Source organism: Micromonospora globbae (genome assembly GCF_036184225.1).
In the GTDB taxonomy this organism is placed as follows: Bacteria; Actinomycetota; Actinomycetes; order Mycobacteriales; family Micromonosporaceae; genus Micromonospora; species Micromonospora globbae.
On record NZ_CP108084.1, the window covers coordinates 1,885,374 to 1,902,525 of the forward strand.

A 17,152-nucleotide genomic window follows, 5' to 3' on the forward strand; every position below is an offset into this window, starting at 1 on the left:
TGGCTCCGCCGGCGGGCGACGGTCAGGTCGCGCTGACCTCGGCGCTGTGCTTGCGCCGCATCCGGCTGATCCACCCCTGCGCCGTGTGCACCGGCACGTCGAAGTGCTCGGCCACCCGGCTGATGGTGCCGACCTGCTCGTAGACCGCCTCCAGGTGCGCCGGGTCGGGCGCGCGGCGGTAGGCCCGCCCGGCCTTGAGCCGGCTGAGCCGCTCCGGCTCGCCCGCCCGCGGCGCGGGGCGGGGCGGCTGCGGGCGCGGCGCGGTCTCGGTGGCGGCGGGGACCGGCCCGATGTCGGCGACCGGCCTGCCGGATGCCACGGTGCCCCGCACCCGGTCACGGTCCTGCGGTGGCACGAACGCGCGGAGCAGGGCGTCGAAGTCGACATAGGGAAGTTCGCCGGTGAGGCCGGCGTTCTCCGGTGCGCGGACGGTCAGCTCCCGGACGACGGGGTGGCCGCTGCCGGTGTCCAGCCGGACGACGGTCTGGGCCACCGGGCCGGCGATCTGCTCACCGTCGTCCTCGACCGGCACGATGGTGATGATGTATTGGCTCACGATGATGCCCTTCCTGCGCATCTCCGGCCAGGCACGGTTTCCGGCCTTTCCGACCCGCCTCGTCGGGTGTCCGGCGGCGGCGAGACAAGATCTGGGACCTCAGTATGGCAGAAGACGAGATGTCCGACACCGTCCGACGGCCGCCTATCCTCCATCTACCTTTCGTTACGCGTATCAGCTATCTTAACCGGGCACAACGGGCGAATGCCTGATCCTAGTTCGGGCCTCGCGGGGTGACCGCCCCCGACGCGAGCAGCGCCGCGAGCCCGGCCCGCGACGACACACCGGTCTTGCGGAAGATCCGCGTCAGGTGCGCCTCCACGGTCTTCACCGTCACGTACACCTGCTCCGCGGCCTCGGCGTTGCTCGCACCCGCCGCCACGAGGCGGGCGATGTCCCACTCCCGGCGCGTCAACGTCAGCTCCCCGCCGGCGGCCGCGTCCGGCAGGCGGCCGGCCGCCCCGGCCGCGCGGCTCTGCTCGACGGCCACCGCCCGCCGCAGCGGCGGCGAGTCGACCAGCTCGGCGATGCGCCGCGTCTCGGCGAGCTCGACCTCGGCCGCCGCCCACTCCCGCGCGAGACAGAGGGCCCGCGCCCGGACCAGCCGCGCCGACGCCTCCTCCAACCGCCAGCCCAGCGTGGCGAAGGTGTCCGCGGCGACCGCGGCGAGTTCCGCCGCCTGCCGCGGCTGCGCGTCCAGCGACAGGCGGGCCCGCGCGACGCGCACCAGCGCGCCCTGCCCCCGCAGCCGCACCTGGCCCGCGTACCGTTCCGCCACCTCCAACCAGCGGGCGGCCTCCTCCCGGCGGCCGGCCTTGTGGCTCATCTCCGCCAGCGCCGAGGCCCAGCACGGCCGGCTGCTCAGCTCCACCTGGTCGAGGTCGTCCCCGCCGCAGGCCCGCCGCAGCGCCGAGGCGGCGCCGGCCCGGTCACCGGCGAGGTACCGCAGCCGCGTGGTCACCCGCTGGCTCAGCCCGTCGTACCAGTTCGCGCGCCGGCCGGCGGCGTCCAGCAGGGCGGTCTCGGCGAGCTGGCGGGCGGCGGCCGGGCCGCTGCGCCACGCGACCGCGATGGCCCGGTACGCGCGGGCCAACCCCACCAGCGGGTCGACCCCCATGGCGACGGCCACCTCCTCGGCGTCCTCGCCCTCGACGAGGGCGCGCTCCAGGTTGCCCAGCCGCCCGGTCACCGCGCACCGGCCGATCAGCAGCCACGGGATCAGCGCGACCAGGCCGGCGCGGCAGCACACCTCCAGCGCGCGGTCGAAGTGGTGCAACGCGCACCGCTCCCGTTCGTGCAGGTACTCCGCCCAGCCGAGCAGGGCCAGCAGGTCCGGGTGCCGGGCGAGGTCGGCGTCGGCCAGGGCGTCCACCTCGGACCCGGCGCGGTCGAGGGTGTCGTCGACCCGCAACCCGCAGTCGGTGTGCGCCGCCACGAAGGACTGCACCACGGCCGCCGTCGTGCCGAGTACCGGGTCATCCGCCTCGGCGGCGAGCCGGTCCAGGTGCCGCGCGTGTCGGGCGGCGTCGGCGGTGCCGCAGAGGACCCCGGTGACGGCGGCCTCGGCGGCCAGGGCGAAGCGGGCGCGGGGCCCGGCCGGCTCGTCGAGCCGGGGCGCCAGCAGCGCGTACCCGTCGGACGGCCGGCCCAGCAACCGTTCCACGCGGGCACGCGCGACCAGCGCCCGGACCCGCTGGTCGCCGTCGGCGAGCGGCCGGCCGGCCAGTTCCTGCAGCAGGTCGCGGGCCTGGCGCAGCTGGCCCGCGCCGACGAGGGCGTCGGCCATCGCGAAGTCCAGACGCGTGTGGCGCGGGTCGGCCGCGTCGGCGGCGGGCAGCAGCCGTCGGGCGTTGGTCAGCCAGCGGATCGCGTCGAGCCGGGGCACCGAGGAGCTCTCGGCGGCCTCGATCAGCGTGTCGACGGTCGCCGGCTCCGCGCACTGGCCGCTCGCGGACAGGTGCTCGGCGTACCGGGTGACCGGATATCCGAGGTCCCGCAGGACGGTCGCCGCGGTCGTGTGCAGGCGGCGACGGCGGCCGGGGGAGAGCGACCGGTACACCACCGTGCGGTCGACCTCGTGCCGGAAGCGCAGGGTCGGCGCGTGCCCGGGGTCGGTGCGCAGCAGGTCGGCGGCCACCAGCGCGTCCAGCAGGTCGCTGGTGGCCTCGGTGCTCCGCCCGGTCAGCGCCGCCGCCAGCGTCGGCTCGAACCCGTCGGGGCAGACCGAGACGGCCTCCAGCATCTCGCGCTGCTCCCCGGGCAGCGCGTCGACGTCGAGCTGGACGGCCGCGGTGACGTCGACGGGCAGTTCGGCGGGCAGCCCGCGCAGTGCCGCGACGGGCCCGTCCAACGCGCCCGGCCGGTAGGCGAGCACGTAGCGGGGCAGTCCGCCGGAGAGCGCGTGCACCCGTTGGCCGGCCCGTCCGTCGGGCAGCCCGAGCAGCGCGGCCACACTGGACGGATCGAGTGGGGTGAGGGTGACCGAGCGCCGGCTGAGGTGTACCCCGGCGGCGAGCGCGGCCGTGGTGCGGCAGGGCATCTGCCGCGGCCGGTACGCGGTGACCCACAGCAACCCGGCCGGTGGCGCCTGCGCGAGGCGGGCCAGCAGCGGCGCCACCTCGGCCGGTACGGCGTGCAGGTCGTCCAGGAGCAGCAGTCGGCGGGCGTCCGGTCGGGGCGGGGCGTCACCTGCCGCCTCCAGCAGCTCGGACAGGACCCGCTCGACCTGGTCGCCGTGCCGTCCGGCGGCCGCGAGCACCGGCACCCCGGCGCGGCGTGCCCGCGCGCCGAACTCGCGCAGCAGCCGTGTCTTGCCGGAGCCGGGATCGCCGACGAACTCCAGCAGCGCCGGCTGCCCGTCACCGGCACCGGCCAGGGCCCGGTCGAAGAGGTCGACCGCGCAGTTACGCCCGACCAGGGGTTCGAGCGGGCCGCCCGCCGGCCCCCCGGCCGGTTCCTCGGTGGCCGTCACGAGTGTTCCGGAGCGGAGAGCCGGCCGCCGGCGCGGCGCGGAACGGTGGTGAGCCCGGCGGCCGGTGGAGCGACCATCGTGCGGGCTCGACGGGCGACGCGACGTGGCAAGCTTCGGTCCAGCATCAACTGCCATCCCCAGGATTGTTCCGTTCGGCCTTTTCGGCGGCCCGACGGGCCGTGCCAGTGCCGGCGTTCGGGCGAGCGGCAGATGTAACTCTACGGTGACGTGTCGACCGTCGCGATCACGCGACCGGTTGGTCCTTTCGGCCGAGCGGTGAAATGACGGTGGTCAAAATTCCGGAATAGGGGAATTCGTTCTCCACGCAGCGCTCGCCAACGCTCGCGGTCAGTTCACCACAGTGTCGGGTTTTCCCTACTGTCACATCGGTCGAAGTCGCTTAACGTCGACTCCGGCGGGTGCGACGCCGACCTGGGGGGAACGGGCGATGACGATGAATTATGGCTCCGATCTGGACAATCCGTCCGATGTCGAGGGAATCGGGAGCGAGGCGGAGCGATGGCACGCATTCCAATGCATTCTTCCGGCCCGTGCCGCGGTGGCGGACGCGTTCGTCACGCGCGGGGTGGGTCCGCTGCTGCGGGGGCTGCGGTCCGCGGGTGAGCTGTCCGGGTGGTCGTTCACCCGCGAGTCCCCGCGCGTGGTCAACCTCCACCTGCTGGGCGACGACCCGCGGCTGCTCGCCGCCCGGCTGGCCGGGCTCTGCGCCGCGGTCGGTGCGCGGGGCCCGGTGTACGCGCCGGAGCTCGCCGGGCCGCCGGACCGCGACCCGCGCCTGGTCGACGTGGCCGTCGACCTCATCGGGATGACCCCGGGGCGGCAGGCCCGGTTGAGCGCCGCGGCCGACGTCGCGATGGTGGCGGCGGTGCACAACTGTCCGGCCCTGCGCCCCGATGGTGGTGCGGCCGGCCGTGGGGACGTGGTGGTGCCGGCCGCGCGATGGTCGCGGATCGCCGCCGCGCTGGCCACCGAACGGCACCCGCTGACCTGCTGGTCGCGGGTGCTGGAGGCGCGGCGACGCGCTCCCGGCTACCACGGCACGGCGGCGTTCGACCTGGTGCACCTGCTGCACAACCAGCTCGGTCTCAGCCCGGGGGACGAGCAGCGGGTGCACGTGGGCCTGATCCGGTCGCTGTCCCGCCGCGCGGGCGGACCGCGCCGCGCGCCCCGCTGGCACCAGGGGGTCCTGCGGCCGGGGACGGTCGGCCCGAAGAGCTGACCCGAAAGGCTCCTCGACGACCCGCCGGGCGGCCGCTCCGAACGACGGTGACCGCCCGGCGGGCTCGGACCTGAGCGGTCGCCCGGCCGCCGGGCCGTCCCATCGCGCCCCGGGCCGGAGGTGTACGCGCGACGGCCGGTCCGCGTCCGGTGTCTTCGCACCGGCGGCGGCGAGCCGCACCTGCCGGCACCGCGCCGGGTCGGGTCGGGTCAGCCGACGCGCCCCGGCCGCAGGAACGGCAGCCGCAGGCGCGTGCCCAGCACGTCGAAGGCCACGACACCACCGAGCACCAGGGCGCACGTGACGGCCACCAGCATCGACGGCCAGCCACCCGCCCACGGCGCCACGGCCGGGAACACCAGCAGCCAGACGAGTCGGCGCCACGGCACCACCCCGGAGACCCGGTAGGTGAACGCCGCGCGCCCGAGGATGAACAGCGTGGGGCCGCCGAACATCAGCGCGAGCGACCGTACGGAGGTCTCCCCGGTCGGCTCGGCGACGATCCGGTCGAAGCCGCCGGCGATGCACACCACGCCGGCCAGCATGACCGCGTGGGTGTACGGCGCCACCCGGGCCGCCTGGCCCAGCGCGCGCCGGGAGGTGATCTGCAGGATCTGCCCGCTGCGGTAGACGTAGATCTGCCACAGCAGCAGCATCGTGACGAACGCGGTCACGAACGCGGCCAGCCTCGGAGCCGCGAAGTCCGACGTGCCGATCTTCAGGGTGGGCACCAGGATGATGTCGCCGAGGGCCAGGATGACGAACTGCTGGTACCGCTCGCCCAGGTGCTCGGTGGCCCGCTCGTACTGGTCGATCGGCACCCGGCCCAGCCAGGGCGTCGGGTAGCGCGCCCCCGCCGAGACGTAGTCGATGGCCGCCGCGGCGACCCACAACGGCCAGTGCGGTTGACCGGGCGGGAGGGCCCCGACGATCCAGAAGATCCCCGAGACCACGAACCAGAACATGAACCGGGCCGCCCGCTCCTGGGCGTTGTGGCGGTGCCGGTGCAGGGTGCTGACCAGGATCGCGCCCCGCACCAGGTGCGGCGCCACGTACGCGACGGCGAACACCAGCGCGTGGCCGCCGGCGGCCCGTGGCAGCGCCGCGGCCGCTCCCACGGCGCCCAGCATGGTCACCATGAGCACGGCCTGGATGGGGCGTTGCTCCGGGTCGTAGAAGTCGGTGGTGACCGAGGTGACCGACCAGATCCACCAGATCGCCATGAGCATGAGCAGCGACTGGCCGAGGGCGCCCCAGCTGTCCCGCTGGGCGATGGTCATCGAGATCAGCGCGAGAGCCGCCACGAAGACCACGTCGAAGAGCAGTTCCAGCAGCGTGGCGCGGTTCGACGCGTCCGGCCGGCGCACCAGCCCGGTGCCGCCTCCGGTCGTCATGCCGGCCTCCCGCCGATCCCGTCGCGGTCCGCGGGCGCCGCGTCAACGGGGCGTACGACCCTGGCGTCGCCTCTGGGAGGAATTATCGACGCCGTGGGGACGGCGGGTGGGATCTTCGAGGATTCCGCCCGGTGCGCGGCACCGGTCAACCGGCGTGGCGTACCTCGGCCTGCCAGATGTCGGCCCACGGTCGCCGCAGCCCCGTGCACACCCAGATCGGGCCGCCGTTCTCGTCGTTGTCGACCTCGACGCGCTGGTCGACCCGCCCGGCGAGGGTGACGTCGCCGAACCAGGCGCGCAGCCGGTCGGGGCGCTCCCAGCCCACGGCGATCACCACGTCGGCGTCGGCGGGCGGCTGCCCGAAGTCGGCCATGCTGTTGTGGCCGGAGTACGCCGCCGGCAGCCCGCGGGCCGGGCCGAAGCGCGCGATGGCGCCGGCCTCGCCGTAGTTGGCCGTGAGGACGACCGCCCGCTGCCGCTGTGCGGCCGGCAACGCGCGGTGCACGGCGGCGACCGAGTCGGCGAACTCGGGCCAGCCGATGGTCTCGCCCGCGTCGTAGTTCACGTCCACCACGAACCCGGGCAGCCGGTCGGCGGGCAGGGTGGGAAGCAGCAGCACCCCGTTGGGGGCCACGAAGAGCAGCGCGCCGACGACCAGCAGCCCGCGCCGAGGCAGGGTGGCGCCGCGACTGGCCCACGCGATGGTGAGCACGGCGCCGGCGGCGGCGAGCACCAGCAGCAGCGGGGCGTCGTAGTAGCCCTTCCCGCCGGCCAGCAGCACGATGGCGACGACGACCAGCCAGGCCCAGGCCAGCGCCCGGTACGCCCGCCAGGCCGGCCTGCGCAGCAGGGCCACCAGCCCGGCGATCCAGATCGGGACCGCGTACGGACTGATTATCACGAACTGGAGGGTGAGCGCGTCGAGCCGCCCGCTGTAGGAGCTGTCGCCACCGGAGATGGCGGCGGCCACGGACAGCTGCGGGAAACCGTGCGCGGCCTGCCAGATCAGCGTGGGGGCGGCCAGCAGCAGGGCGATGCCGGCGGCGGCGAGCACCCACCGGTCGCGCAGCAGCCGGCGGGGCCCGGCGATCGTCACACCGGCGAGCAGCCCGACGGCGAGCAGCGCGGGCAGCAGCTTGTTGAGCATCCCGACGCCGAGGGCCAGCCCGATGCCGAGCGCCCACCGGGTGTCGCCGGTGCGCAGCATCCGCACGGTGAGCAGGGCGACGACCAGCCAGACCAGCATGTCGACGGTGGTGGTGCTGAGCAGGTGCGCCGTGGCGAGCACCAGGCCCGACGTGCCGGCGAGGAACGCCGCGAACGTCTGCGCGCCGCGGCCGGCGCCGAACTCGCGGGCGATGGCGGCGACGAGCAGGACGCAGACCCCGCCGATCAGCGCGGACGGGGTGCGCAGCACCACGAGGTTGCCGGGCGCGACCGTGTCGGCCAGCCGCGCCAGGGCCGGCACGAGCGGGCCCTGGTCGACGTAGCCCCAGTCGAGGTGCCGACCGCAGAGCAGGAAGTAGAGCTCGTCGCGGTGGTAGCCGTAGCGGGGGGAGAGGAGCAGCAGCACCGCCGTCACGGCGCCGGCGATCAGCCACGGCCCGCGAGCGCGGGGGCCGGGCGGCGGCGCCGCGACGGGCGGGTGCGGCTCGTCGCGGCGGGGGCGGTCGAGGTCGGCGACGGATTCGGCCACGTCGACATCATGGCGGGCTGCGGTCCGTGGCGGCGCCCCGAACGCGGTCGGCGGCGTAACGGATCGGCCACGAGTCGGTGCGCGCGGTCACCGGGCGGACACCCGGTCGAGCGCCGGCTCCGTCGCCGGCGGTTGCTGCCACCCGACCCGCCGTACGCCGGGAACGAGCGCGGTGCCGCCGCACGCCACGAGGACCAGGACTCCGGCCACGGCGAGGGGCACGGGCTCGCCCCACAGCCGCGCTGCCAAGGGCGCCACGGCGTAGCCGAGCGGCATCGCGCCCAGGGAGACCAGCCAGTCGTAGGAGGTGACGCGGGCCAGCACGTGTGGCGGAAACTGTCCCTGTACGACGGTCTCCCAGATCGGGTTGAGGTAGCCGAGGGCGGTCAGCGCCAGCCCGTACGCGACGACGACGGCCGCGGCGGGGGCGGCGACGGCGAGCAGGATCAGCGGCAGGGCGTAGCTCGCCAGGGCGAGATTGGCCGTCAGCACGGGACGGCGGGGCCGGATCCGGCTGGCGAGCAGCGATCCGGCGAGCATGCCGACGGCGCCCGCCTGGAGCAGCAGCAGCCAGACCCCTTCGCCGCCGAGGCGCTCGACGGCGACGGCCGGGCCGAGGGTGGTCAGCACGGCGGCCGCGCCGTTCCACGTGCCGTGGCCGAGCAGGCTGCTCCAGAACCAGCTACGGGATCGGACCTCGCGCCAGCCGAGCAGCAGGTCGGCGGTCAGCGACCGCCGCTCAGGTCGCGGTAGGTGCCGCACCTGGATGACCGCGAGCAGCGCGGCGCTGACCGCGAAGGACGCGGCGTCGAGGACGAACGCCCAGCCGGGGCCGGCGGCCCAGATGAGGGCGCCGGCCAGTGCGGGCCCGGCGAGCCGGCTGGCGTTGGCGGTGGCGCCGAGCAGCGCGTTGGCCGACTGCCGCTGCGCCTCGTCGACGGTGCCGGTGACCAGGGGCGACGTGGTGGGCAGGGCGAACGCGGCCGCGGTGCCACCCACCGCGCTGGCCACGGCGATCGTGGCCAGTGACGGGCCGCCGCCGAGCAGTTCGACCCCGACGACGAGCTGGGTGGCGCAGCGGGTGAGGTCGGCGAGGACGGCGATCCGGCGGGCGCTGAACCGGTCGGCGGCGACGCCGCCGAGGGGGAGCAGGAGCAGCCGGGGAAGCATCGCGGCCGCGAGGACCAGGGCCAGGTCGGCGGTCGAGCCGGTGGCGCGCAGCACCGCGAGGGCGAGGGCGGCGGGCACGACGGCGTCGCCGACGGCGGAGACGGTACGGCCGACGAACAGCACCCGGAAGGCGCGCAGGCGCAGAGGGTGGGTCACCCCGGCAAGATACTTCGACACCGAACCTTTAGACAACGAATATTTCGCTGTCGTAGTACCATGGCGAGGTGACCATGGACCGCACCGACGAACACGTGCAGCGCTGGCTGCCCGTGCTGCCGGACCTGGATCCGGACGTGGAGGGCGCCGTCACCCGCATGGCGCACCTGACCCGGCACCTGCGCGCCGTGAAGGAGCGGGCGCTGGCGGACGTCGACCTGCCGGCGCACGAGTACGAGACACTGCACGCCCTCGCGGGCCGCGGCGGCCGGGCCGCGCCCTCCGAGCTGGCCGCCGACCTGGGCATGGCGCCCGCCTCGATCACCGCCCGCGTGGACGCGCTCGTGCGACGCGGCTTCGTGCGGCGGATCCCGTCCAGCACCGACCGCCGGCGGGTGGACGTGGCGCTCACCGATGCGGGCCGCGCCGCCTGGCGGGGCGCGCTGGACGTCTGCGGCGCCGAGGAGCAGCGGCTGCTCGGCGTGCTCGCGCCGGACGAGCGCCGTCTCCTGTCCGACCTGCTGCGCCGGGTGCTGCTGGTCGCCGAGCGACCCGGCGCCTGAGCCCGCCTCGGGCGGGCGCGGGGGACCTCGGCGACCCGGTACGGAAATCGTTGGCGCGGCCCGCGCGGCCGCTGGCAGGGTGGCCGCCATGACCGCTCATGCTCTGGCCGGCGCCTTCGCCGACGACGTACGCCGACGGGTCTTCGCCGCGCTCGTGCTGGGTGCCACGGACGCGGCCCAGGTCGCCGAGCGGGCCGGCCTGCCGGCGCGGGAGGTGGCGACGGCGCTGCGGCGGCTCACCGACGCCGGCCTGGTCACGGGCACCGACGGGGCGCTCGCGGTCGACGCCGGGCACCTGCGCGACCTGGCCCGCACCCCCCGGCCGGCCCGGCCCTCGGAGAGCCGCGAGGAGAGCGTGCTGCGGACGTTCGTCCGCGACGGCGTGCTGGTGGGGCTGCCGGCCCAACGCGGCCGGCGCCGGATCGTGCTGGAACACATCGCTCGGCGGTCGTTCGCGCCGGACACCGCGTACCCCGAGCGCGAGGTGGACGACGCGCTGCGCCCGTGGTGCGCCGACGGCGGGTCGGACCACGTCACGCTGCGCCGGTACCTCGTGGACGAGCTGCTGCTCACCCGCGAGCGGGGCGTCTACCGCCGGCCCTGAGCGCCGCGATAACCGGCCCGGGCCCTCTACGCCCGGCACGGGTACGCGGAGATCCGGCGTACTCGCCGGGCCCGTACGCCGATCACTGGTTCGAGAAGCTGCTGGGCTGAGCGGTTGACGATGCCCGCGGACCGCGCTATCACAGAAGAGGAAGTTGAGTCACCCAGACTCAACCTTGGAGATCTGAGGAGATCCGAGGAGACACGACATGTTGATGCGCACCGACCCGTTCCGTGAGATCGACCGGCTCGCCGAGCAGTTCTTCGGCACGACCTCCCGCCCCGGCGTCATGCACATGGACGCCTACCGCGACGGGGACTACTTCTACGCCGCGTTCGACCTGCCCGGTGTCGACCCGGAGAGCATCGACTGCACCGTGGAGCGCAACGTGCTGACCGTCCGCGCCGAGCGGCGCCGGCCCACCGACGACAAGGTCGAACTGGTGGCCGCCGAGCGTCCGATGGGCGTGTTCACCCGGCAGCTCTTCCTCGGCGACACGCTCGACGCCGACAACCTCGAGGCGGGTTACGAGAACGGCGTGCTCACGCTGCGGATCCCCGTGGCCGAGCGCGCCCGGCCGCGGCGGGTGCCCGTCATCGCGGGCGGCAACGGCCGCAAGCAGCTCAACGCCTGACATCGCCACGGCGGCGGGACGGCGCGCGCGCCGTCCCGCCCCGGCCGTTTCACCCCGCCCTGGCCGCGCCGTCCCCCGGCCGCGCCGTCCCCCGGCCGCGCCGCCCCGCCCCGGCCGGCGCGGACACGTCACGCCTCCGCGGCGGGGTAGAGGGTCGCCAGCCGGTGTGCCGTGGCGGTGAACCGCTCCCGCAGCTCGGCCGGTGCGAGCACCTCCACCTCGGCGCCCAGCTTGAGCAGCTCGGTGTGCCCATGCTTGATCGATTCGATCGGCACGGTGGTGAGCAGCCACCCGTCGGCGTCCGGTTCGCCGGCCGCCGCCCGTGCCGCCCGGCTCATGGCCGACGGGAAGACGAACGGCATGTACTCCAACGCGGCCGCCGTCATGCGGACCGTGGCCTCGGCCCGGTAGACGCCGCGCTCGTACCGGTCGGCGTGCTCCTGCCAGCAGCGGGCCAGGTCGAACCCGTCGGGCCGCTCCGCCGGCTCGTCCAGCACGCTCAGGTCGAGGATCGCACCGACCCGGTAGGTGCGCACGTCACCGTCGACGGCCGCCACCAGGTACCACCGCCCGGCCTTGAGCACGAGCCCCAGCGGGGCCAGGTCCCGGGTCACCTCCCGCGGCGCCCGCCAGCGCCGGTAGCGAACCCGCACCCGCCGGTCGGCCCACACGGCGTCGGCCAGCGCCGCCAGGTGCGGGGTCGGTTCGGGTTCCCGGAACCACGTCGGAGCGTCCAGGTGGAACCGGTGACGGATCCGGTCACCCCGGTCGGCCAGCTCGGCCGGCAGGGCGGCCCGCACCTTCAGCTCGGCGGCCGCGAGAGCCGACCCGAGTCCCAGTTCGGCCGCGGGACCGGGGACACCCGCCAGGACGAGCGCCTGCGCCTCGACCGACGTCATGCCGGTCAGCCGCGTGCGATAGCCGTCCAGCAGCCGGTAGCCGCCGGCCGGGCCGCGCTCGGCGTACACCGGCACGCCCGAGGCGCCGAGCGCCTCCACGTCCCGGTAGACCGTGCGCACCGACACCTCGAGGGCGTCGGCGAGCTCCTGCGCGGTCATCCGTCCGCGTGTCTGCAGGAGCAGCAGCAGGGACACCAGTCGACTCGCGCGCACGGCCCGACCGTATCCGGCCCGACCGACGGATCTTCCCCGGGCGCGCCTCACCGCCTCGGCCAGCCGAACCTGAGAACCTTTTTCACATGGTTTCCCCCGAGGCCCCGGCGGTGGCCCGCGCGTCGGCCGGGCCGGCCCTGCCCGCCGGTCCCACGGACGTCACCGAGGCGTGGCTCGCCAACCGCCGGCTGTCCGCGCACACCCGCGACGCGTACCGGCGGGACATCGCCGGCTGGCTCGGCTGGTGCGCCGAGCGCGACCTGGACCCGCTGCGGGTGACGTTCCTGCACGTCAACGAGTACGCGCGCGCCCTGGAGACGACCCGCAGCCGGCACACCGGACGCCCGTTCACCCCGGCCACCGTGGCGCGCAAGCTCTCCGCCCTGTCCAGCTGGTACGACTTCCTCGCCCGGCTTCGGGCGGTCGAGGCCAACCCCGTGGCCGGCGCCGACCGTCCCCGCGTCGACCGGGACCACTCGGCCACCGTGGGACTCACACCCGAGGAGGTGGACGCGCTGCTGGCCGCGGCGGAGGCGGAGACCGGCCCGACGGCGGCGCGCAACCGGGCGGCCATCGCGCTCCTGGCCGACCTCGGGCTGCGCGTGGGCGAACTCGTCTCGCTCGACGTCACCGACCTCGGGGCGGAGCGGGGGCACCGCAGCGTGCGCTTCGTCGGCAAGGGCGGCAAGCCGCGCCGCCGTGCACTGACCCCCGGGACGGCGTACGCGGTCGACGCGTACCTGGCGCAACGCGCCGCCGCGGAGGGTGTGCCGGTGGGGGAGCTGACCGGGCCGCTGCTGGTCACCGCCACCGGTGGCCGCCTCGACCGGCACGCGGTGTTCCGCCTGGTGCGCCGGTTGGCGCGGGCGGCCGGCATCCCGGCGTGGGCGCGGCTGTCCCCGCACTCGCTGCGGCACGCCTTCGCCACGACGGCCCGCGCCGAGGGGGTGCCCCTGGAGGACGTGCAGGACGCCATGGGGCACGCCGACCCGCGCACCACGCGCCGCTACGACCGGGACCGGCACAACCTGGACCGCGACCCGGCGTACGTCATCTGGGCCGCCCGCTCCCGCCGCCGCCCCTGACCCCTGACGCCTCTCCCGCGATCTTGCACTTTCCGCCCCGACGAACCGGGACGAAAACCCCGTAACGAGGGCACGAAGTGCAAGATCGCGGGATCCCGGGCCCGGGGGCCCGGGGCCCGGGAGTGGGCGTCAGCTCTGCGGGCGGGGGCAGATGCAGAAGGGCTGGCCGATCGGGTCGATGAGCACCACCCAGCGCCCGTCGCCGGGCTGGAACTCCGGCTTCGTGGCGCCCGCGGCCACGAACTCCTTCTCGGCCAGGGCGAGGTCGTCGACGTAGACGTCCAGGTGGTAGCGCTTGCCGCCGCCGCTGTCCGGCCAGGACGGCGGCCGGTACCCCTCGACCAGCCCGAAGCCGATGGCGGCGCCGCCGCCGCTGATCATCGCGTACTCGGGCTGGCTGTGGGTGACCTCCCAGCCGAGCACCCGGTGGTAGAAGGCGGCGTGCGCGGCGGGATCGGAACTGTCGAGGTTGACCATGGCGAGGTCGCCGGTTGTCGCTGTCATGCCCGGCAGCCTGCCGCAGGTACCTGACATCCTGTGGCAGGTACCTGCGGCGCTGTCATGCTGGCCGAACCTAGGCGGACGGTCACGGGTCGTCCGGGGTGAGCCGGCGGCTGAGCGCGGCCACACCGTCCGGGGTGCCGGCGACGACCAGCGCGTCGCCGTGCGCGATCCGGTGCCCGGGCTCCGGCGCCGTGGTCGACCGCCCGTCGGACAGCACGGCGATCACGGTGACCCCGCGTACGCCCGCCACGGCCTCGCCCACCGTGCTCCCGGCGTACGGCGAGACGGCCGTGACCGGCACGGTCGCGACGGTCAGGGACGCGGCCCGCCGCTCCAGGTCGGGCACGTGCTCGATGGTCGCGACCGGGTGGAGCAGCTCGGCGACCTCCCGCGCCTCGACGTCGGTGAGCACCAGCGACCGCTGCACGGTGTCCGGGTCGTCGGGCGCGTAGAGGACCAGCTCGCGCCGGCCGCTGCGGTGGCACACCACCCCGAGGAGGCGACCCTGCGTGGTGTGCAGGGTGTAGCTGACGCCGATGCCGGGCAGCGGAACACGTTCGATCTGCATCATCGCCTCCTGGTGGGTGGGCCGGCGGTCTGGAGCCGTCCGGCGGGCTCGGGTCGGGTGGCGGGGTCGGGGTGGCCGGACTCGCCGAACCAGTGCGCCAGCCGGCCGGCGCGGGCGACGGCCCGCAGCCGCCGCTCGGTGGCCTCCCGCACGCGCGGTGTGGTGAGCACGACGAGCTGGTCGCCGACGCGCAGCCGGGTGTGCTCGTCGGGCACGAACGTGTCCGGGCCGCGCACCACGAGGGTGGTCGCGGCCGGCGGTGGCAGCCGCAGTTCCGGCAGGTACACGCCCTGCAGCCGGGAGCCGGGCTCGACGGTGACGTGGATGAGGTCGGCGTCCATCGCGTCCAGCGGGGCGAGTTCGACCTGGAGGTCCGGCCCCACGTCGTGGTGGGTGATCCGCAGCTTGCGGGCCAGCCAGGGCAGCGCCGGCGCCTGGATGACGGTGAACACGACGACGAGCAGGAACACGATGTTGAACACCTGGTCGCTGCCGGGTGCCCCGGTGACCACCGGGATGGTGGCCAGCACGATCGGCACGGCCCCGCGCAGCCCCGCCCAGGACAGGAAGGCCTGCTCGCGTAGCGGCACCCGGAACGGGGCCAGCGACAGCAGCACCGACACGGGCCGGGCCAGCAGGAGCAGGGCGGCGCCGACCACGAGCGCGGGCACCACGCTCGACGGCAGCTCGCTGGGCGTGACCAGCAGCCCGAGCATGACGAACAGGCCGATCTGCGCGATCCAGCCGAGCCCTTCGGCCACCGACCGGGTCGCCCGCCGGTGCGGCAGGCCCGCGTTGCCGAGCACCAGGCCGGCCAGGTAGGCGGCGAGGAAGCCGCTGGTCTGCGTCAGCCCGGCCACGGCGTACGCGAGCACGCCGCAGGCCACGATCGCTATCGGATGCAGCCCGGAGGTGGGCAGCGTGATCCGGCGCAGCAGCCACGCCCCGGCCGCGCCGATGAGCAGCCCGATCACCCCGCCCGCGACGAGCTGGAAGATCATCGCGACGAGCGTCGGCAGCGGCTCGACGGCCTCCAGCGTCGCGGCGCTGAACGTCAGCACCAGGATGAACGTGGGCGCGTCGTTGAGCCCGGACTCGGCCTCCACCAGGCTGGTCAGCCGCTTGGGCAGCGGCACCGACCGGAGCACGGAGAACACCGCCGCGGCGTCGGTGGACGACACGATGGCGCCCAGCAGCAGGGCCGTCTGCCACCCGACGTCCAGCAGCAGGTGCGTCGCCGCCGCGGTCACGGCGACGCTCACCAGCACGCCGACGGTGGCCAGCACGGTCGCGGGCGCCAGCACCGGCCGCACGTCGCTCACGGCGGTCGTGAGCCCGCCCTCCACGAGGATGACCGCCAGCGCGGCCAGGCCCAGCGCCTGGGCCAGCGCGGCGTCGTCGAAGGGCAGGCCGAGCCCGTCCTGGCCGAGCAGCAACCCCACACCGAGGTACGCCAGCAGCACGGGCATGCCCAGCCGGGTGGCGAGCCGGGCCGCGGCGACACTGACCAGGACGACGCCCGTGCCCACGGCCAGCGTCAGGTAGAGCCCGGTCAGGTCCACCGCGGCCCCCGCCCCGCCTCCGCGCGGCTCACGCGAAGTAGCGCAGCCACACGTACCCCCAGGCGATCAGGGTGGTCATGACGGTGGTGACGATGCCGTAGCGGGTGAACCGCCAGAAGCTGATCGGCTCCCCGGCGCGGGCGGCGATGCCCAGCACGACGATGTTGGCGCTGGCCGCCACGGCGGTGCCGTTGCCGCTGAGGTCGGCGCCCAGGGCGAAGGACCACCACAGCGCCTGCCCGGTGTGCGGGTCCGCCGTGGCCGCGATGTTCTCCACGATCGGCGCCATGGTCGCCGTGTACGGGATGTTGTCGAAGAAGGCGCCCAGCACGGCCGAGCCGAAGATGAGGCTGGTCGCGCCGGCGAACCAGCTGTCGCCGACGGCGCTGGTCGCCCACTGCCCGATCTGCTCGATGACGCCGGTCTCGCTCAGCCCGGCGACCATCACGAACAGGCCGAGGAAGAAGGTCAGCGTCGGCCACTCGACCTCCGCCAGGTACTTCGCGGTGTCGGCCCGGGTGACCAGCACCATCAGTCCGGCGCCGAGCAGGGCGATGATGGCCACGTCGACGCCGATCACGGTGTGCAGCCCGAAGGCGGCCATGACCAGGGCGAGCACGACGAGGCAGCGGGTCAGCATCGCCGGGTCGGTGATGGCGGCGCGGGCGTCCATGTCGCGTACGGCCGCGAACCGCTCCGGGTGGTACTCGAACGACCGGCGGAACATGAACCGCGCCAGCACCAGGAACGCCAGGAACATGACCACCGTGACCGGGGCCATGTGCACCAGGAAGTCGTTGAAGCTCAGCCCCGCGCGGCTGCCGATGATGATGTTCGGCGGGTCACCGATGAGGGTCGCGGCGCCGCCGATGTTCGAGGCGAGCACCTCGGCGATCAGGTACGGGACGGCGGAGATGCCCAGCCTGCGGCACACGGCGATGGTGATCGGCGCGACCAGCATGACGGTCGTGACGTTGTCCAGGAACGGCGAGGCGATCCCCGTGATGCCCACGAGCAGCGCCATGAGCCGGTACGGCCGCCCCTTCGACCGTTGCGCCGCCCAGATCGCGAGGAACTCGAACACACCGGTCTGCTTGACCACCCCGACGATGATCATCATTCCGAGGAGCAGGAAGATGACGTCCCAGTCGATGCCGGAGTGGTGGGCGTAGAACACCTCCGAGCCGGGCACGAGGCCGAGCAGCGCCATGAGGCCGGCGGCCCCCAGCACGACGGCCACCCGGTTGATCTTCTCGGTGGCGATGAGCAGGAACGCCACCGAGAAGATCACGATGGCGGCGATGGCGGGCCAGGTGCTCACGGGCGCCCACCCGGCG

15 protein-coding genes are annotated in these 17,152 nt (G+C 74.8%); 5 read left to right on the forward strand and 10 right to left on the reverse strand.

Features of this window, described 5'->3' with window-relative positions; translation table 11 throughout:
- Window positions 1-22: 22 nt before the first annotated feature.
- Together OG994_RS08365 and OG994_RS08370 are read right to left on the reverse strand one after the other, a co-directional pair.
- Window positions 23-556, reverse strand: coding sequence for a hypothetical protein (locus OG994_RS08365; RefSeq protein ID WP_147427283.1), 534 nt, complete (start codon window positions 554-556; stop codon window positions 23-25).
- A gap of 214 nt (window positions 557-770) precedes the next feature.
- On the reverse strand, window positions 771-3,527 hold the full coding sequence (locus OG994_RS08370; RefSeq protein WP_328852737.1) for a helix-turn-helix transcriptional regulator: 2,757 nt from the start codon (window positions 3,525-3,527) through the stop codon (window positions 771-773).
- 559 nt (window positions 3,528-4,086) lie between these two features.
- Here OG994_RS08370 and OG994_RS08375 point away from each other — a divergent pair.
- Entirely contained in the window at window positions 4,087-4,767 is a 681-nt protein-coding gene (locus tag OG994_RS08375; protein ID WP_147427284.1) for a hypothetical protein, read from the forward strand.
- A gap of 209 nt (window positions 4,768-4,976) precedes the next feature.
- Here OG994_RS08375 and OG994_RS08380 read toward each other — a convergent pair whose 3' ends face one another.
- The 3 genes from OG994_RS08380 to OG994_RS08390 form a co-directional block, all read right to left on the reverse strand.
- Entirely contained in the window at window positions 4,977-6,161 is a 1,185-nt protein-coding gene (locus tag OG994_RS08380; protein WP_328852738.1) for a low temperature requirement protein A, read from the reverse strand.
- Window positions 6,162-6,306: 145 nt separating this feature from the next.
- Window positions 6,307-7,857 carry an ArnT family glycosyltransferase gene (locus OG994_RS08385; RefSeq protein ID WP_328852739.1) on the reverse strand — a complete coding sequence of 517 codons (1,551 nt, stop codon included), beginning with the start codon at window positions 7,855-7,857 and terminating at the stop codon, window positions 6,307-6,309.
- A gap of 87 nt (window positions 7,858-7,944) precedes the next feature.
- Window positions 7,945-9,183 (reverse strand): MFS transporter, encoded by a 1,239-nt coding sequence (locus tag OG994_RS08390; RefSeq protein ID WP_328852740.1) that lies wholly within the window; start codon window positions 9,181-9,183, stop codon window positions 7,945-7,947.
- Between the two features lie 74 nt (window positions 9,184-9,257).
- Here OG994_RS08390 and OG994_RS08395 point away from each other — a divergent pair, with 74 nt between their 5' ends.
- The 3 genes from OG994_RS08395 (at window position 9,258) to OG994_RS08405 (ending at window position 10,984) form a co-directional block, all read left to right on the forward strand.
- Complete coding sequence (locus OG994_RS08395) at window positions 9,258-9,746, forward strand: MarR family winged helix-turn-helix transcriptional regulator (RefSeq protein ID WP_328853689.1); 489 nt, start codon at window positions 9,258-9,260, stop codon at window positions 9,744-9,746.
- Window positions 9,747-9,834: 88 nt separating this feature from the next.
- The gene (locus OG994_RS08400; RefSeq protein WP_328852741.1) at window positions 9,835-10,350 is read left to right on the forward strand and encodes a DUF2087 domain-containing protein; all 516 of its coding nucleotides are present in this window, start codon (window positions 9,835-9,837) and stop codon (window positions 10,348-10,350) included.
- A 208-nt stretch (window positions 10,351-10,558) separates the two neighbouring features.
- Window positions 10,559-10,984, forward strand: coding sequence for an Hsp20/alpha crystallin family protein (locus tag OG994_RS08405; protein WP_120330795.1), 426 nt, complete (start codon window positions 10,559-10,561; stop codon window positions 10,982-10,984).
- A gap of 128 nt (window positions 10,985-11,112) precedes the next feature.
- Here OG994_RS08405 and OG994_RS08410 read toward each other — a convergent pair whose 3' ends face one another.
- Window positions 11,113-12,096: a helix-turn-helix transcriptional regulator gene (locus OG994_RS08410; RefSeq protein ID WP_328852742.1), complete on the reverse strand. Its 984-nt coding sequence runs from the start codon at window positions 12,094-12,096 to the stop codon at window positions 11,113-11,115.
- Between the two features lie 86 nt (window positions 12,097-12,182).
- Between OG994_RS08410 and OG994_RS08415 the strand changes: the two genes are divergently transcribed.
- The gene (locus tag OG994_RS08415) at window positions 12,183-13,181 is read left to right on the forward strand and encodes a tyrosine-type recombinase/integrase (protein WP_120330797.1); all 999 of its coding nucleotides are present in this window, start codon (window positions 12,183-12,185) and stop codon (window positions 13,179-13,181) included.
- 129 nt (window positions 13,182-13,310) lie between these two features.
- On the opposite strand, the gene OG994_RS08420 is transcribed toward OG994_RS08415, so the two are convergent.
- The 4 genes from OG994_RS08420 to OG994_RS08435 form a co-directional block, all read right to left on the reverse strand.
- Window positions 13,311-13,685 carry a VOC family protein gene (locus OG994_RS08420; RefSeq protein WP_120330798.1) on the reverse strand — a complete coding sequence of 125 codons (375 nt, stop codon included), beginning with the start codon at window positions 13,683-13,685 and terminating at the stop codon, window positions 13,311-13,313.
- A gap of 82 nt (window positions 13,686-13,767) precedes the next feature.
- A complete protein-coding gene (locus tag OG994_RS08425; RefSeq protein WP_328852743.1) occupies window positions 13,768-14,253 on the reverse strand; it encodes a cation:proton antiporter regulatory subunit in 486 nt (161 codons plus the stop codon).
- Complete coding sequence (locus OG994_RS08430) at window positions 14,253-15,815, reverse strand: potassium/proton antiporter (protein WP_120330800.1); 1,563 nt, start codon at window positions 15,813-15,815, stop codon at window positions 14,253-14,255. Before OG994_RS08430 ends, OG994_RS08425 begins: the two co-directional genes overlap by 1 nt.
- A 28-nt stretch (window positions 15,816-15,843) precedes the next feature.
- Window positions 15,844-17,136: an ArsB/NhaD family transporter gene (locus tag OG994_RS08435; RefSeq protein WP_120330801.1), complete on the reverse strand. Its 1,293-nt coding sequence runs from the start codon at window positions 17,134-17,136 to the stop codon at window positions 15,844-15,846.
- Window positions 17,137-17,152 lie beyond the last annotated feature (16 nt).

Coding starts and splice junctions, on each gene's coding strand:
- OG994_RS08380 (WP_328852738.1), bottom strand. CDS start 6,161: ATGACGACCGGAGGCGGCACCGGGCTGGTGCGCCGGCCGGACGCGTCG.
- OG994_RS08395 (WP_328853689.1), top strand. CDS start 9,258: ATGGACCGCACCGACGAACACGTGCAGCGCTGGCTGCCCGTGCTGCCG.
- OG994_RS08400 (WP_328852741.1), top strand. CDS start 9,835: ATGACCGCTCATGCTCTGGCCGGCGCCTTCGCCGACGACGTACGCCGA.
- OG994_RS08405 (WP_120330795.1), top strand. CDS start 10,559: ATGTTGATGCGCACCGACCCGTTCCGTGAGATCGACCGGCTCGCCGAG.
- OG994_RS08415 (WP_120330797.1), top strand. CDS start 12,183: ATGGTTTCCCCCGAGGCCCCGGCGGTGGCCCGCGCGTCGGCCGGGCCG.
- OG994_RS08420 (WP_120330798.1), bottom strand. CDS start 13,685: ATGACAGCGACAACCGGCGACCTCGCCATGGTCAACCTCGACAGTTCC.
- OG994_RS08425 (WP_328852743.1), bottom strand. CDS start 14,253: ATGCAGATCGAACGTGTTCCGCTGCCCGGCATCGGCGTCAGCTACACC.